Source organism: Citrobacter sp. C13 (assembly GCF_014596815.2).
GTDB lineage: Bacteria > Pseudomonadota > Gammaproteobacteria > Enterobacterales > Enterobacteriaceae > Citrobacter > Citrobacter portucalensis.
In genome coordinates this window covers 2,898,259-2,914,782 of sequence record NZ_CP115024.1, presented here as the reverse complement: position 1 = coordinate 2,914,782, position 16,524 = coordinate 2,898,259, and the positions used below count along the sequence as shown (strand labels likewise).

Sequence of the window (16,524 nt, the reverse complement as noted above, 5' to 3'; positions counted from 1 at the left end):
CTTTAACAATAGCGTAATGTCTGATGTGCCCGGAGCGAAATGTGAATTTCCAGCAACTTAAAATAATCCGCGAGGCGGCCCGTCAGGATTACAACCTGACAGAGGTCGCGAATATACTGTACACCTCGCAGTCGGGCGTCAGCCGACACATTCGTGAACTTGAAGATGAACTTGGCATCGAGATTTTTATCCGTCGCGGTAAACGCCTGTTGGGCATGACCGAACCGGGTAAAGCCTTGCTGATTATTGCCGAGCGTATTCTGAATGAGGCCAGTAATGTTCGTCGACTGGCGGATCTGTTTACCAATGACACGTCCGGCGTTCTGACGATTGCCACCACGCATACCCAGGCACGCTATAGCTTGCCTGCGGTGATAAAAGCCTTTCGTGAGCTGTTCCCTGAGGTGCGTCTGGAACTTATTCAGGGTACGCCACAGGAGATTGATGTCCTGCTACAAAATGGCGGGGCAGATATCGGAATTGCCAGTGAGCGGCTGAGCAGCGATCCATTGTTGGTGGCTTTTCCCTGGTTTCGTTGGCATCACAGCCTGCTTGTTCCTCACGACCATCCATTAGTGAAAGCTTCTCCGCTCACGCTGGAGTCTATCGCTCACTGGCCGTTAATTACCTATCGTCAGGGGATTACAGGGCGTTCCCGCATTGATGAAGCATTTGCTCGCAAAGGGCTGATACCGGATATTATTCTCAGCGCCCAGGACTCGGATGTGATTAAAACTTACGTGTCGCTGGGGTTGGGGATTGGGCTGGTGGCAGAGCAATCCAGCGGCGAGCAGGAAGAGGGGACCTTAACCCGTCTTGATACCCGGCATTTGTTTGATGCAAATACCGTTTGGCTAGGGCTTAAACGCGGACAGCTGCAGCGCAACTACGTCTGGCGATTCATCGAGCTATGCAATGCAGGGTTATCCGTCGATGAAATTAAGCGCCAGGCGATGGAGCCAGATGAGGCGGTGATTGATTATCAGATTTAACTACAAAAGCCCGTGAGTAAACGGGCTTCTCTGACGTCGCTGAATGGCGGGTAGAAAGCTGCGTTACCTCAAAGTCTCCAGCCTCAGATCCTGCGTCGGTACCCGCGACAATATCGAACAAGACACCGCCCGTCCCGAATCCGCATAAATAAACTGAAATCCATTCTTCACCGAAAGAACATCTCGATTGGTAAACATATAGAATTTATTACTCTGACTACGCCGGGCATCGGAAACATAAAAACTATTGTTTTCCCACAGCACGCTAACGTGTTGGAACAGATGAAATGTCACCTCCGCCCAGCCTCTGTCCGGGCAACGTAGCGTGACTTTCTCACCGGCTATTGTACTTAGTGGAATTACTAATAAAGCGGTTAGCGCTGCTTTCAGCAGTATCGGCATGGGCAAGTATGGGGCTCATTTTGATGTCGTTGCACGATAAGATACTTAACCATGACGTTAACGAATTGGATCATAGAGACATTTTGCATAAGCAGACGGACATTCTCCCGTCGTCAGTATGGAAAAGCCTGGATGTGGAGTGAAGCGCTTTACCCGGCAAATGGGATCGCAGAAAAGCAAAAAGCCTGCTTAGTTTCCTGAGCAGGCTTCTTAAATATGGCTCCTCTGACTGGACTCGAACCAGTGACATACGGATTAACAGTCCGCCGTTCTACCGACTGAACTACAGAGGAATCGTGTGAACGAGGCGAATATTAGCGATGCCGCTCAGCGTTGTCAAAGCCTGAATAGATAAATGCGATCGTTTGCTGAAATATTCCCCATTTCGCCGCTTAATCAGACACAACCGGTTGTTTTATGCACTTTTCGCGTTCGGGGCGCGGGTATTTCCACAACCAGCGGCCGGTAACCATACGCCAGTAAAATAACGCGGCGCGTACGGCCCAGTCGAAGAACATACCTAACCAAACGCCGACAACGCCCCATCCTAATACGATACCCAGGGTGTAACCCGCGACTACACGGCAGCCCCACATGCCCAGCATCGATACCCACATAGCAAAACGTGCATCTCGCGCACCTTTAAAGCCTGCTGGTAACACCCAGGATGCAGCCCATATCGGCATAAATGCTGCGTTGAGCCAAATCAGGATGACTATGACCTCTTTTACATCCTGATCGTGGGTATAAAATGAGGCCATCACTCCGGCGAAAGGAGCGGTTAGCCAGGCAATTGCCGTCAGGCCGATCGTCGACAGCCAGAATACATGCCGCAGCTGGATTTCAGCCTGGGCAATCTGACCATTTCCCAGACGCCTGCCGGTAATGATTGTCGACGCGGAACCTAAAGCATTCCCCGGTAAGTTGATAAGCGCGGCGATAGAAAATGCAATAAAATTCCCGGCGATAACGCTGGTTCCCATGCCTGAAACAAACATCTGCGTCAAAAGTTTACCGCCATTGAACAGCACTGACTCGATACTTGCCGGAATGCCGATCCCCATCACCTCCCAGATAATGGCGAGATTGAGCGGCTTAAAATAGCTTTTGAAGGGAATTCGCAGCGCGGGGTTAAAACCAATCATCAGTACCCAGATGATGGCAATCGCCCCGATGTAGCGCGAAATGGTCAGTCCCAGGCCTGCACCCACAAATCCCAGACCTTGCCAGGAAAAGATCCCGTAAATGAGGATGCTACTGATGATGATATTCAGAATGTTCATGCCGCCGTTAATCAACAACGGTATTTTTGTATTTCCGGCTCCACGTAGTGCGCCACTGCCGATCAGCGCAATGGCTGCCGCCGGGTAGCTGAGCACCGTCAGCTCCAGATAGGTGAGTGCCAAAGCTTTAACGTCTGGCGTTGCTTCACCTGCGACAACGTCAATAATCTGTTGACCAAAATAGTGAATGACAGCTGCCAGAACGGTAGCAAAAATTGTCATGATCACCAGTGATTGTCTGGCCGCGGCTCTGGCCCGTCGACGATCTCGTTTCCCGAGGCTAAATGCTACAACCACGGTGGTGCCCAGATCGATGGCGGCGAAAAATGCCATGATGACCATATTAAAGCTGTCGGCGAGTCCGACACCGGCCATCGCTTCTTTTCCCAACCAGCTGACCAGGAAGGTACTGAGAACACCCATCAATAGCACACAGGTGTTTTCCAGAAAAATGGGGACAGCCAGCGGAGTGATTTCGCGCCAAAAGAGAACCTTATAACTCTTGCGTTTGGCATACCAGGGCGTGCGGGAAGCGACCTGGCGTAAGGCAGCGGAGACGTTCAAAGTGTACCTTAACGAAGAAAGTTGAAACCTCATTTCAAATGATGAGGGAGAATCAAAAAAGCTGCAAAGTTTTTTCTATTTAAAATGTCTGTAAATGCAACAAAGTGTCGAGAGAAGCATCAATTGATTCGCATTCGAGGAAATGGGGTTTGACAAAATTTTTTTCGCCGCTAAGATAAGCCTCCACAACGATTCCTCTGTAGTTCAGTCGGTAGAACGGCGGACTGTTAATCCGTATGTCACTGGTTCGAGTCCAGTCAGAGGAGCCATATTTAAGAAGCCTGCTCAGGAAACTAAGCAGGCTTTTTGCTTTTTGTTTCAAGCCTGATCGAGCGAACCTACACCGGAATCTTACGCCGGGAAATCCCCATGCTGACGCGCAACCAACGTCAGAATGGAATACAGCGCCACCGCCTGCTGGTGCTGATTAAAGATCTCCACCGACCACTCCACCACGCCGGTCGCTTTTTCTTCGGCATTGCGCTGACGTTTCACTGTTTTGCGTTTGCAGGTTAAACGCACCTGGATAGTGTCGCCCGGCTTAACCGGCTCGATAAAGCGCAGGTTTTCCATGCCATAGTTGGCAATCACCGGACCGACGCCCGCGTCAACAAACAGACCGGCTGCGGCGGAAATCAGGAAGTAACCGTGCACCACGCGCTCGCCGAAAATGGAATCGGCTGCTGCAATCTTGTCCATATGGGCGTAGAAGTGGTCACCGCTGAGGCAGGCAAAGTTAACGATATCCGCTTCGGTCAGTGTACGACGTGGCGTCAGCAGGCTGTCGCCCGGCTGGATCTCTTCGAAGTATTTACGAAACGGGTGAATACGATCTTCCTCTACCCGAGCGCCACGCACCCACTGTTGGCTTACCGCCGCGAGCATGGTTGGGCTGCCCTGAATGGCGGTGCGTTGCATGTAGTGTTTCACCGCACGCAGACCGCCCAGCTCTTCACCGCCGCCTGCACGTCCAGGCCCGCCGTGGACCAGCTGTGGCAGCGGAGAGCCGTGACCGGTCGATTCCGCCGAGGACTCTTCGTTCAGCACCTGAATACGCCCGTGGGCGCGGGCCGCACCGAGGATAAACTCTCGCGCCAGTTCGCCGCTCGCCGTCACCAGCGTTCCTGCCAGACTGCCTTCACCGGCGCGCGCCAGCGTCATGGCATGCCCGGTATTTTGATACGGCATCAGCGTGGCGACCGGACCAAAGGCTTCAATTGCATGTACCGCGGCAATTTCATCCGGCTGCGGACAAAACAGCAGCGTTGGCGGGAAGAAAGCCCCAGCCGTGCTCAGATCTGCTTTTCCGCCCAGCAGCACCTCACACCCGGCTTCAACCAGACGATTCACATTATCCTGCACGTCCTGACGCTGATCATTATTCACCAGCGACCCCATCTTCACGCCTTCCTGCGCCGGATCGCCCACTACCACTTTTTGCAGACGGGTAATCAGCGCCTCGCTGACTGCTTTCACCTGCGCCTGTGGCACGATAATGCGGCGGATAGCGGTACATTTCTGCCCGGCTTTGGTCGTCATCTCGCGCACGACTTCGCGTACAAACAGTGCAAACTCAGGCTGTTCTGGGGTGACGTCATCACCAAGCACACAGCAGTTGAGTGAATCCGCTTCCATGGTGAATGGAACCGATTTAGCCACCAGGTTGGGGTGCACGCGCAACTGCTGCCCGGTATGAGCAGAACCGGTAAAGGTCACCACATCCTGGCTGTCGAGGTGATCGAGCAGGTCACCCGCGCCGCCACAGATAAGGCTAATTGCGCCGTTCGGTACCAGGCCACTGTCGATAATCGCTTTCACCATTGCCTGAGTGAGCTGCGCGGTGGCGGTTGCAGGTTTGATAATGGCTGGCATCCCGGCAAGCCAGGTTGGCGCCAGCTTCTCCAGCATACCCCAGCAGGGGAAGTTAAAGGCGTTGATATGCACCGCAACACCGGATTTGGAGGTCAGCACGTGGCGTGCGGCAAAACCGCCCTGTTTGGACAGCGGGATCAGTTCGTCTTCCGGCCACAGTGTATCGTCCGGCAGCTCGCGGCCACCGAGACTGGCATAAGTGAAAAGCGTGCCAATGCCGCCTTCGATATCGACCCAGCTGTCACCGCGCGTTGCTCCGGTTTGCGCAGATATGGCATAGAAATCGGCTTTCAGTTCCATTAAATGCTTCGCCACCGCTTTTAGCATCGCGCTGCGCTCAATAAAACTCATTGCCTGTAACGCTTTGCCGCCGTGCTCAATAGCAAAGCGGCGCGCCTGCGCCATATCCAGTCCAACGCTTGTCACTTCCCAAAGCGCTTCACCGGTAAGGGCGTGGTGGATGGTGCGGGTGCGGCCCCGGCCTGTCTGCCAGGCACCGGATAAATAACTGGCTAACTGCTGCATCGTTAATCTCCAGATGTGTTCCGTAATATCTCTTTAAATAGTTCTTTTATGAATCACAAAATGCAAGCGAGATTTTAATAATTTATTAACAATGAGATCGCGAACACTTTACCTTCATTGGTTATCTATCTGTTATTAATGGATAAACAAAAACCATTTGCGACAAGTATCGCAAAACCAGCAAACAAAATTTGTGGTTTTATTTAACCAAGATGTAACTTTTATAAAACAAAGTGATTCAAAAATATTGATTTGTTGAAATTATCGGAATCATAAGGTGATGACGTGACAGAAGAACAACGCTTTGACCAGCGCATCGCGCAGGAAACGGCCATCGAGCCGCAGGACTGGATGCCGGACGCATACCGTAAGACGCTGATCCGCCAGATTGGCCAGCATGCGCACTCGGAAATTGTCGGCATGTTACCGGAAGGCAACTGGATAACCCGCGCACCCACGCTGCGGCGTAAGGCCATTCTGCTCGCAAAAGTACAGGACGAGGCCGGACACGGCCTGTACCTCTACAGCGCGGCGGAAACACTGGGCTGCGCGCGTGAAGATCTGTACCAGAAGATGCTCGACGGCCAGATGAAATACTCCTCCATCTTTAACTACCCAACCCTCAGCTGGGCGGATATCGGTGTGATCGGCTGGCTGGTCGATGGCGCGGCGATTGTTAACCAGGTGGCGCTGTGTCGTACCTCCTACGGCCCGTATGCCAGGGCGATGGTCAAAATCTGCAAAGAAGAGAGCTTCCATCAGCGTCAGAGCTTCGAAGCGTGTATGGCGCTGGCTACCGGTAGCGAGGAACAGCGTCAGATGCTGCAGGACGCCATCAACCGTTTCTGGTGGCCTGCGCTGATGATGTTTGGCCCGAACGACGACAACTCACCGAACAGCGCCCGCAGCATGGCGTGGAAAATCAAACTGCACTCCAACGACGAACTGCGTCAGCGCTTTGTTGATAACACGGTCCCGCAGGTAGAAATCCTCGGTATGACCGTGCCGGACGCCGACCTACAGCTTGATGAAGCGACGGGGAAATATCGATTCGGCGAGATCGACTGGCAGGAATTTAATGAGGTCATCAACGGTCGTGGTGTCTGCAACCACGAACGTCTGGGCGCAAAGCGTAAGGCCTGGGAAGAAGGGGCATGGGTGCGCGAGGCCGCACTGGCGCACGCCGAAAAGCAACAGGCCCGCGACGCGGCGTAAGGAGAGAGTCATGAGCAAAACATACTGGCCGTTATACGAAGTTTTTGTCCGCAGCAAACAGGGGTTATCGCACCGTCACGTTGGCAGTCTGCATGCCGCCGATGACCAGATGGCGCTGGAAAATGCCCGCGACGCCTACACTCGCCGCAGCGAAGGCTGCTCCCTCTGGGTGGTGAAAGCCAGCGAAATTGTTGCGTCACAGCCGGAAGAACGCGGTGAATTTTTCGACCCGGCGGAGAGCAAAGTCTATCGCCATCCCACGTTCTACACCGTGCCGGACGGCATGGAACATATGTGAGGCAACGATGAATAACCTGAATCCCGTTGCAACCTATGCCCTGCGTCTGGGCGATAACGGCCTGGTGCTGGCTCAGCGTCTGGGTGCCTGGTGCGGCCATGCGCCGGAGCTGGAGATTGATCTGGCGCTGGCTAATATCGGCCTCGACCTGCTGGGGCAGGCGCGCAACTTCCTCAGCTACGCAGCCGAACTGGCGGGTAGCGGCGACGAAGACACGCTGGCTTTTGGTCGTGACGAGCGTCAGTTCCGCAATCTGTTGCTTGTGGAACAGCCTAACGGCAACTTTGCCGACACGATCGCTCGCCAGTTCTTTATCGACGTCTGGCATGTGGCGCTGTTCACTCGTTTGGTTAACAGCCGCGATAAGCAGATTGCGGCTATCGCTGCCAAAGGACTGAAAGAAGTGCGTTATCACCTGCGCTTCAGCCGCGGCTGGCTGGAGCGACTGGGGAATGGTACTGACTACTCCGCGCAACTGATGCAGAAGGCGGTGGACAATCTGTGGCGTTACACCGGCGAATTGTTCCTTGCCGACGAACTGGAGACCGCTCTGGCCAGGCAGGGCATTGCCGTCAATCCGCGCGAACTGCAAACCGAATGGCAGACGACGGTACACACTGCGCTGATTGATTCTGGTTTACACGTTCCGCAAGAGGCGGCGTTTCGCAACGGCGGCAAGCAGGGGCTACACAGCGAACATCTCGGGCCGATGTTGGCGGAGATGCAGTACTTGCAGCGTGCGTATCCTGGTCAGCAGTGGTAGCAGGGGGGGGGCTATGCAACGTCTTACCGCGATCGCACCGCCAGAGGTGCACACCGTTTGGGGGCTGTTAAGTGCGATTTCCGATCCGGAAGTGCCGGTGCTGACCATCACCGATCTCGGCATGGTACGCAGCGTTGAGCGCTGCGGCGACGGCTGGGTAATCGGCTTTACGCCGACGTACTCCGGCTGCCCGGCCACCGAGCATCTACTGGGTGAAATTCGCATGATGATGGCGGAGCACGGCTATACGCCAGTACATATCGTCTTGCAGCTTGACCCACCGTGGACCACTGACTGGATGAGCCCGGACGCCCGTGAACGCCTGCGCCAGTATGGTATCAGCCCGCCGCAGGCCCACGCCTGTCATGCCGAAATGCCAACTGACGTACAGTGCCCGCGCTGCGCCAGCACCCATACCTCGCTGATTAGCGAATTCGGATCCACGGCCTGTAAAGCGTTATATCGCTGCGACAGCTGCCGTGAACCCTTTGATTACTTTAAATGTATTTGAGGTTGCGATGACAACATTTCATTCGCTTACCGTGGCCAACGTCGAAGCGGAAACGCGCGATGCGGTGACCATCACTTTCACCATTCCTGACGCGCTGCGTAATGACTACGCCTTTCGACCGGGCCAGCATTTGACGCTGAAAGCTCACCTCGGTGGAGAAGAGCTGCGCCGTTGTTACTCCATTTGTCGCAGCCGCTCGCCGTCGGAAATTAGCGTCGCGGTTAAAGCTATCGACGGTGGGCGTTTCTCCCGCTATGCCCAGCAGGATATCCAGCAGGGTATGACGCTGGAAGTGATGGTGCCGCAAGGCCATTTTGGCTACCAGCCGCAGGCCGAGCGCGAAGCTGAATATCTGGCGATAGCCGCCGGGTCCGGCATTACGCCGATGATGGCGATTATTGAAGCGACGCTGACGACCGAACCGGCCAGCCAGTTCACGCTGATCTACGGCAACCGCAGCAGCCACAGCATGATGTTCCGTCAGGCGCTGGCCGATCTGAAAGACCGCTATCCGCAGCGTTTACAGGTGGTGCACCTGTTCAGTCAGGAGTCGATGGACAGCGATTTGCTACAGGGTCGTATTGACGGCGACAAACTGCGTGCGCTGGGCAAAAACTTGCTCGATTTCAGCCGCTTTGATGACGCCTTTATCTGTGGCCCATCGGCGATGATGGATGAAGCCGAAGTGGCACTGCGTGAACTGGGTATAGCGGAAAAATCCATTCACCTTGAGCGTTTTAATACGCCGGGGACCAGCGTGAAACGCGCCACCGGCATCCAGGCGGAAGGCCGCACGGTCACCCTTCGTCAGGATGGGCGCGATCGCCTGATTTCACTGAATGCGGAAGATGACAGCATTCTCGACGCCGCGCTGCGCCAGGGCGCTGACCTGCCGTTCGCCTGTAAAGGCGGCGTGTGCGCCACCTGCAAATGCAAGGTGGTCAGTGGCGAGGTGGCGATGGCCGCCAACTACAGCCTTGAAGCCGATGAACTGGCGGCGGGCTATGTGCTGAGCTGCCAGGCGCTGCCAACCAGCGGTGACGTAGTGGTCGACTTCGATGCGCGGGGGATGGCATGAGCGAACTGCTGATTTCCCGTCACGACCGTGTACTGCAACTGACTCTGAACCGTCCGCAGGCGCGTAACGCCCTGAACAATGCGCTGCTAACGCAGATTGCTGACGCGCTGGAAAGCGCGGCGGCGGACGCCAGCATCAGCGTTTGCGTGATTAGCGGCAACACGCGCTATTTCGCCGCCGGGGCCGATCTCAATGAAATGGCGGAAAAAGATCTGCCAGCCACTTTCGACGATATTCGCCCACGCCTGTGGGCACGTATTGATGCCTTCAACAAGCCGTTGATCGCGGTGGTTAACGGTTACGCACTGGGCGCGGGCTGCGAGCTGGCGCTGCTGTGCGACCTGGTGATTGCCGGGGATAACGCGCGCTTTGGTCTGCCGGAGATTACTCTCGGCACCATGCCAGGGGCGGGCGGTACGCAGCGGCTTATCCGTTGTGTTGGCAAAGCGCTGGCCAGCCGAATGGTGCTGAGCGGTGAAAGCATTGATGCCGAACGAGCACAACGGGCCGGGCTGGTGAGTGACATTCACCCGGCGAACCTCTCCGATGAATACGCGCTCAAGCTGGCGGCGACCATCGCCCGTCACTCACCGCTGGCGCTGCGGGCGGCAAAACAGTCTCTACGCGCTGCGCAAGAAGTGGGTCTCCAGGCCGGTCTGGTGCAGGAACGTCAGCTGTTTACGCTGCTGAGCGGCACCGAAGATCGTCGTGAAGGCGTCAGCGCCTTTTTAGAAAAACGCACACCGGAATTTAAAGGACGCTAATCGTGGACGCATTTATTCTCAGCGAAGTGGAGCAGGGCGTGATGACTATCACCCTGAACCGCCCGGACCGACTCAACAGCTTTAACGACGTGATGCACCAGCAGCTCGCCGACTGCCTGAAACAGGCCGAGCGCGACGACGCCATTCGTTGCCTGCTGATCACCGGTGCCGGACGCGGGTTTTGCGCCGGACAGGATCTGAACGACCGTAACGTTGACCCGAGCGGCCCCGCGCCGGATCTGGGCATGTCGGTGGAACGCTTCTACAACCCGCTGGTGCGCCGCTTAGCCGCGCTGCCGAAGCCGGTTATCTGTGCCGTCAACGGCGTTGCCGCTGGTGCCGGTGCCACGCTGGCCATGGGCTGCGACATCGTCCTCGCCGCGCGCTCGGCGAAGTTTGTCATGGCCTTCAGCAAGCTCGGCCTGGTGCCGGACTGCGGCGGAAGCTGGGTGCTGCCGCGCGTAGCCGGTCGCGCTCGCGCCGTCGGCTTACTGATGCTTGGCGATAACCTCAGCGCCGAACAGGCCGCGCAGTGGGGCATGATCTGGCAAGTGGTCGACGATGCCGAGTTGAAAGATTCCGCGTTGACCATGGCGCGCCGTTTCGCGACGCAGCCGACCTATGGCCTGGGGCTGATTAAGAAAGCCTTGCAGCTTTCCGAAACCAACACGCTGGATCAGCAGCTTGAGCTTGAGCGCGACTACCAGCGCATGGCCGGTCGCAGCGACGACTATCGCGAAGGGGTCAACGCCTTTCTCGGCAAACGCCCACCACAGTTCAGCGGGAAATAAGCCATGACGAAAACTCTTCACCGCGTTGCCGTGATCGGCGGCGGAACAATGGGTGCAGGCATTGCCGAGGTGGCTGCCAGCGCCGGGCATTCGGTCCTGCTGTATGACATTTCCGCTGAGGCGATTACTCGCGCCATTGAGGGTATTCGCCAGCGACTCGACGTTCGTGTTAGTCGTGGAAAAATTAGTGCGGAACAGGCCAGTGAGCTGCTGGCACGAATCGTACCCGCGACTGAACTGAATCAGCTTGCCGATGCACAACTGGTGATTGAAGCCGCTTCCGAACGGCTGGAAATTAAAAAAGCGCTGTTCAGTCAGTTGGCGGAGATCTGTTTGCCGTCAACGCTGCTGACCAGTAATACCTCGTCGATCTCAATTACCGCAATTGCGGCGGGAGTGAAGCATCCGGAACGTGTGGCGGGGCTGCACTTCTTTAACCCGGCACCGGTGATGAAACTGGTGGAAGTGGTGAGCGGCCTTGCCACCTCAACTGAGGTAGTCGAGCTGCTTTGCCAGTGCGTAATCGCCTGGGGCAAGCAGCCGGTGCGCTGCCGCTCAACGCCGGGTTTTATCGTCAATCGCGTGGCGCGTCCGTACTACGCTGAAGCCTGGCGCGCGCTGGAAGAACAGGTTGCGTCAGCGGAAGTGATTGATGCGGCGCTGCGTGACGGCGGCGGCTTCCCGATGGGACCGCTGGCGCTGACCGACTTGATTGGTCAGGACGTCAATTTTGCCGTGACCTGTTCGGTGTTTAACGCCTTCTGGCAGGACCGCCGTTTTCTACCGTCTTTGCTGCAACAGGAGCTCGCTCTGGCGGGGCGTCTGGGCAAGAAGAGCGGCCACGGCGTCTATCGCTGGCCTGCTGAAGTATCGCCTGAACTGGCTGTTGCAGCGGTAGCGCCTGAAAATGCAGCAAAAAATATCAAGCGTGACGTTGTCACTGAACTGGATGATGTGCTGCTCCTTGAAACAACCGGTGAAACCGCGCTGGCCTTAAGCGTGCAGCACCAGCGCCCGGTGGTGGTGCATGACCATGCTGTGGGCGACACCGTCGTGCTGGCAAGCGCACCAACCAACCCGGCTTTAGCCACCGACAAAGCGGTGTACTACTTCCAGCAGCAGGGCAAAAAAGTGCTGCGTATTGCCGACTACCCAGGGCTGCTGGTATGGCGCACGATAGCGATGCTGGCGAACGAAGCGCTGGATGCGCTGCAAAAAGGAGTCGCCAGCGCCGAGGATATCGATATCGCTATGCGCTTGGGGGTTAACTACCCGCACGGGCCGCTGGCCTGGGGCGAATCGCTCGGCTGGGGACGTGTGCTGCGTCTGCTGGAAAACCTACAACAGCACTATGGCGAAGAACGCTATCGCCCGAGTGCGCTGCTGCGCCAGAAAGTGCTGATGGAGATGCGTCATGAGTAATGAAGCCTGGCGCAACGCCCGCGCCATGTATGTGAAAGACACCTGCGCGCAGGCGCTGGGGATTGACATTATTGAGATGGACGACGGTTATTCGCAGATGACCATGACCGTGTCGCCGTCGCAGCTGAATGGCCATCAGACCTGTCACGGCGGGCAACTGTTTTCACTGGCGGATACTGCCTTTGCTTACGCCTGCAACAGTCAGGGACTGGCGGCAGTAGCCTCAGCGGCCAGTATCGACTTTCTGCGTCCGGCCTTTGCAGGTGACAAACTGACCGCCACCGCGCGGGTTAAGCAGCAAGGCAAACTCACTGGCGTTTACGACATTGAAATTGTCAATCAGCAACACAAAACCGTGGCTCTGTTTCGCGGCAAATCTCACCGCATCGGTGGCACGATTACAGGAGAAGTCTAATGCGTGACGCATTTATTTGTGACGGTATTCGTACCCCGATTGGTCGCTACGGCGGGGCGCTGGCAGGCGTGCGTGCCGACGATCTGGCGGCCATCCCGTTGCGTGAATTACTCAACCGCAACCCACGCCTGGATCCCAGCGCTATTGACGATGTGATCTTCGGTTGCGCCAACCAGGCGGGCGAGGATAACCGCAACGTGGCGCATATGGCGACCCTGCTGGCGGATTATCCGCACAGCGTTGCCGGCACGACCATCAACCGTCTGTGCGGCTCCGGACTTGATGCGATCGGCTTCGCTGCTCGCACGATCAAAGCCGGTGATGCCGACCTGCTGATCGCTGGTGGTGTTGAGTCAATGTCACGCGCGCCGTTTGTAATGGGCAAAGCCACCGCGCCGTTTCAGCGTCAGGCCGAGATGTTTGATACCACCATTGGCTGGCGTTTTGTGAACCCGCTCATGCAGCAACAATTCGGAACTGACAGCATGCCGGAAACGGCGGAGAATGTAGCTGAATTGTTAAATATAAGCCGAGAGGACCAGGACGCCTTTGCGTATCGCAGCCAGCAGCGCACGGCGAAAGCCCAGCGTGACGGCATTCTGGCGCAGGAAATTGTGCCGGTACAAATCATTGGCAAGAAAGGGGCAGTTAGCGCAGTACGTGAAGATGAACATCCGCGTGCAGAAACCACGCTGGAGCAACTCGCACAACTGAAAACACCGTTTCGTAAGAACGGCGTGGTTACCGCAGGCAATGCCTCTGGGGTGAACGACGGCGCGGCAGCAATGATCGTAGCCAGCGAGCAACACATAAAGGCCCAGGGACTAACGCCGCGTGCACGCATTGTCGCGATGGCGACGGCGGGCGTGGAGCCGAAGTTTATGGGGCTTGGGCCAGTTCCTGCGGTACGAAAAGTGCTGGAGCGCGCCGGGCTGAATATCAACGATATGGATGTGATTGAGCTGAATGAAGCCTTTGCCGCCCAGGCGTTGGGTGTGATGAGACAGCTTGGACTGGCAGATGACGCAGAACACGTGAATCCCAATGGGGGGGCTATCGCTTTAGGTCACCCGCTGGGGATGAGCGGTGTGCGGTTAGCGCTGGCTGCAACGCTGGAGCTGGAACGACGCAATGGACGTTATGCGCTGTGTACGATGTGTATTGGCGTGGGTCAGGGCATTGCCATGATCCTTGAGCGAGTGTGAGCTAATTGACCTGCGAGTGCCCTACAAAATGACAACGACAACAACAAAATTAGATCCGATTGAAACCGCATCGCGTGACGAATTACAGGCTTTGCAAACCGAGCGCCTGAAATGGACGTTAAAACACGCCTATGAAAATGTCCCGATGTACCGCCGTAAGTTCGACGCGGCGGGGGTTCACCCGGATGATTTCCGTGAGCTGAGCGATCTGAGCAAGTTTCCCTGCACCACCAAGCAGGACCTGCGTGACAACTATCCCTTCGACACCTTCGCGGTACCGATGGAGCAGGTGGTGCGTATCCATGCATCATCCGGCACCACGGGTAAACCGACGGTGGTGGGCTATACGCAAAATGATATCGATACCTGGGCTAACATTGTCGCCCGCTCGCTGCGTGCCGCAGGCGGTACCGCGAAAGATAAAATCCACGTCGCTTATGGCTATGGCCTTTTCACCGGCGGCCTGGGCGCGCACTACGGCGCGGAGCGCTTAGGGGCAACGGTTATCCCAATGTCCGGCGGGCAGACTGAAAAGCAGGCGCAGCTGATTCGCGATTTCAAACCTGACATGATTATGGTCACGCCGTCTTACTGCCTGAACCTGATTGAAGAGCTGGAGCGCCAGATGGGCGGTGACGCGCGGGGTTGTTCACTGCGTACCGGTGTATTTGGCGCAGAGCCGTGGACCACGGGGATGCGCGCGGAGATCGAACGTCGCCTCGGTATTACGGCGCTGGATATTTATGGCCTCTCGGAAGTGATGGGGCCGGGCGTGGCGATGGAGTGCATCGAAACGGGTGATGGTCCGACAATATGGGAGGATCATTTCTTCCCGGAAGTGGTCAATCCGGATGACGGTACGCCACTGGCCGACGGCGAGCACGGCGAACTGCTGTTCACCACGCTGACGAAAGAAGCGCTACCGGTCATTCGTTATCGTACCCGCGACCTGACGCGCCTGCTGCCGGGTACCGCGCGCACGATGCGTCGTATGGATCGCATAAGCGGGCGCAGTGACGACATGCTCATTATTCGTGGCGTCAACGTTTTCCCGTCTCAGGTGGAAGAAGAGATCCTCAAGATTGAACATCTGGCTCCACATTACCAGTTGGAAGTGGATCGCCGAGGGCATCTTGATTCGCTTTCGGTACGCGTGGAGCTTAAAGAGAGTAGCCTGGTGCTGAGCCATGAGCAGCGCTGCCAGATTTGCCATCATTTGCGTCATCGTATTAAGTCGATGGTGGGTATTTCCACCGACGTAAGCATTGTTAACTGCGGCAGCATCCCGCGCTCTGAAGGTAAGGCGTGCCGGGTGTTCGACCTGCGCAAAGTTGCCGCCAACGGTTAATACTTTCTCCCGGAGGCGGCGCGTTGCGCCTGTCCGGGCTACCCGATGCCTCAAGCCCGTAGCCCGGACAGGTGCGTAGCACCGCCTCCGGGATTTCCTGTGCTATGATTCAAAAGGAAGAAAATGACAACAGTATGAATCATATGGAAAAACTCGATAGTTTTATTCAGCAGGCGGTAACCGCAATGCCGGTCAGCGGCACCTCGCTTATCGCCTCGCTTTACGGGGACTGTTTATCGCAACGCGGTGGAGAAGTCTGGCTCGGTAGCGTTGCCGCGCTGCTGGAAGGGCTTGGCTTCGGTGAACGTTTTGTACGTACCGCACTGTTTCGCCTTAATAAAGAAGAATGGCTGGACGTAGTACGTATCGGCCGCCGCAGTTTCTACCGCCTGAGTGATAAAGGGCTACGCTTGACGCGCCGCGCCGAGAGCAAAATCTATCGTGCCAGCGCCCCTGAGTGGGACGGTACCTGGCTGCTGCTGCTGTCGGAGGGGCTGGAGAAAAATACCCTGGCCGAAGTTAAAAAGCAGCTGTTATGGCAAGGTTTTGGCGTACTGGCGCCGAATCTGCTGGCGTCGCCATCGCAAAAGCTGGCGGACGTACAGTCGCTACTCCATGAAGCTGGGGTAGCGGAAAACGTCATCGTTTTTGAGGCGCATTCGCCGTTGGCACTCTCCCGCGCTGCGCTGCGTGAGCGGGTAGAAGGGTGCTGGCACTTAACCGAACAAAATGCCATGTACGAGGCGTTTATCACGCTGTTCCGTCCGTTGTTACCGCTACTGCGTGACGCCGGGCCGGACGAACTTACGCCAGAACGCTGCTTCCAGATCCGCCTGTTGCTCATTCACTTCTATCGTCGGGTTGTGCTCAAAGATCCGCTGCTGCCGGAAGAATTGCTGCCTGCTCACTGGCTGGGTCAGACGGCGCGTCAGCTGTGCATTAATATTTATCAACGTGTTGCGCCCGGCGCCCAGGTTTTCGTCAGCGAAAAAGGCGAGAGCTCGGTGGGGGAACTGCCCGCGCCGGGGCCGCTCTATTATCAACGTTTCGGCGGATTAGCCGAGGTGTAACAGGAG

Annotated in this window: 15 protein-coding genes and 2 tRNA genes; 14 read left to right on the top strand and 3 right to left on the bottom strand. The window is 56.4% G+C overall.

What is annotated here, in order from left to right; genetic code table 11:
- Positions 1–41 precede the first annotated feature (41 nt).
- On the top strand, positions 42–992 hold the full coding sequence (gene cbl / locus IB222_RS13970; RefSeq protein WP_003832224.1) for an HTH-type transcriptional regulator Cbl: 951 nt from the start codon (positions 42–44) through the stop codon (positions 990–992).
- A 619-nt stretch (positions 993–1,611) separates the two neighbouring features.
- Here cbl and IB222_RS13965 read toward each other — a convergent pair.
- Both IB222_RS13965 and IB222_RS13960 read right to left on the bottom strand, forming a co-directional pair.
- Positions 1,612–1,687: transfer RNA gene (locus tag IB222_RS13965), tRNA-Asn, on the bottom strand.
- 99 nt (positions 1,688–1,786) lie between these two features.
- On the bottom strand, positions 1,787–3,274 hold the full coding sequence (locus IB222_RS13960) for an EmmdR/YeeO family multidrug/toxin efflux MATE transporter (protein WP_149385052.1): 1,488 nt from the start codon (positions 3,272–3,274) through the stop codon (positions 1,787–1,789).
- A gap of 160 nt (positions 3,275–3,434) precedes the next feature.
- Here IB222_RS13960 and IB222_RS13955 point away from each other — a divergent pair.
- Positions 3,435–3,510: transfer RNA gene (locus IB222_RS13955), tRNA-Asn, on the top strand.
- A gap of 82 nt (positions 3,511–3,592) precedes the next feature.
- Here IB222_RS13955 and paaZ read toward each other — a convergent pair.
- Entirely contained in the window at positions 3,593–5,638 is a 2,046-nt protein-coding gene (paaZ, locus tag IB222_RS13950; RefSeq protein WP_126956023.1) for a phenylacetic acid degradation bifunctional protein PaaZ, read from the bottom strand.
- A 285-nt stretch (positions 5,639–5,923) separates the two neighbouring features.
- Between paaZ and paaA the strand changes: the two genes are divergently transcribed.
- The 12 genes from paaA (at position 5,924) to paaX (ending at position 16,518) form a co-directional block, all read left to right on the top strand.
- Positions 5,924–6,853, top strand: a complete 930-nt coding sequence (gene paaA, locus IB222_RS13945; RefSeq protein ID WP_149385051.1) for a 1,2-phenylacetyl-CoA epoxidase subunit PaaA — start codon at positions 5,924–5,926, stop codon at positions 6,851–6,853.
- Positions 6,854–6,863: 10 nt separating this feature from the next.
- Positions 6,864–7,151, top strand: coding sequence for a 1,2-phenylacetyl-CoA epoxidase subunit PaaB (gene paaB / locus IB222_RS13940; protein ID WP_003832229.1), 288 nt, complete (start codon positions 6,864–6,866; stop codon positions 7,149–7,151).
- A 7-nt stretch (positions 7,152–7,158) separates the two neighbouring features.
- Positions 7,159–7,914, top strand: a complete 756-nt coding sequence (gene paaC / locus IB222_RS13935) for a 1,2-phenylacetyl-CoA epoxidase subunit PaaC (RefSeq protein WP_149385050.1) — start codon at positions 7,159–7,161, stop codon at positions 7,912–7,914.
- A 13-nt stretch (positions 7,915–7,927) separates the two neighbouring features.
- A complete protein-coding gene (paaD, locus tag IB222_RS13930) occupies positions 7,928–8,425 on the top strand; it encodes a 1,2-phenylacetyl-CoA epoxidase subunit PaaD (protein ID WP_149385049.1) in 498 nt (165 codons plus the stop codon).
- A gap of 7 nt (positions 8,426–8,432) precedes the next feature.
- Entirely contained in the window at positions 8,433–9,503 is a 1,071-nt protein-coding gene (gene paaE, locus IB222_RS13925; protein ID WP_063941443.1) for a 1,2-phenylacetyl-CoA epoxidase subunit PaaE, read from the top strand.
- The gene (paaF, locus tag IB222_RS13920; RefSeq protein ID WP_149281582.1) at positions 9,500–10,267 is read left to right on the top strand and encodes a 2,3-dehydroadipyl-CoA hydratase PaaF; all 768 of its coding nucleotides are present in this window, start codon (positions 9,500–9,502) and stop codon (positions 10,265–10,267) included. The genes paaE and paaF overlap by 4 nt, the downstream gene beginning before the upstream one ends.
- A 2-nt stretch (positions 10,268–10,269) precedes the next feature.
- Positions 10,270–11,058, top strand: a complete 789-nt coding sequence (gene paaG / locus IB222_RS13915) for a 2-(1,2-epoxy-1,2-dihydrophenyl)acetyl-CoA isomerase PaaG (RefSeq protein ID WP_149385048.1) — start codon at positions 10,270–10,272, stop codon at positions 11,056–11,058.
- 3 nt (positions 11,059–11,061) lie between these two features.
- Positions 11,062–12,480, top strand: a complete 1,419-nt coding sequence (gene paaH, locus IB222_RS13910) for a 3-hydroxyacyl-CoA dehydrogenase PaaH (RefSeq protein ID WP_149385047.1) — start codon at positions 11,062–11,064, stop codon at positions 12,478–12,480.
- Positions 12,473–12,895, top strand: coding sequence for a hydroxyphenylacetyl-CoA thioesterase PaaI (paaI, locus tag IB222_RS13905; RefSeq protein ID WP_148362109.1), 423 nt, complete (start codon positions 12,473–12,475; stop codon positions 12,893–12,895). The genes paaH and paaI overlap by 8 nt, the downstream gene beginning before the upstream one ends.
- On the top strand, positions 12,895–14,100 hold the full coding sequence (gene pcaF, locus IB222_RS13900; RefSeq protein ID WP_148362108.1) for a 3-oxoadipyl-CoA thiolase: 1,206 nt from the start codon (positions 12,895–12,897) through the stop codon (positions 14,098–14,100). Before paaI ends, pcaF begins: the two co-directional genes overlap by 1 nt.
- A gap of 28 nt (positions 14,101–14,128) precedes the next feature.
- The gene (gene paaK / locus IB222_RS13895) at positions 14,129–15,448 is read left to right on the top strand and encodes a phenylacetate--CoA ligase PaaK (RefSeq protein WP_003832244.1); all 1,320 of its coding nucleotides are present in this window, start codon (positions 14,129–14,131) and stop codon (positions 15,446–15,448) included.
- 143 nt (positions 15,449–15,591) lie between these two features.
- A complete protein-coding gene (gene paaX, locus IB222_RS13890) occupies positions 15,592–16,518 on the top strand; it encodes a phenylacetic acid degradation operon negative regulatory protein PaaX (RefSeq protein WP_188055428.1) in 927 nt (308 codons plus the stop codon).
- The last annotated feature ends 6 nt before the right edge of the window (positions 16,519–16,524 follow it).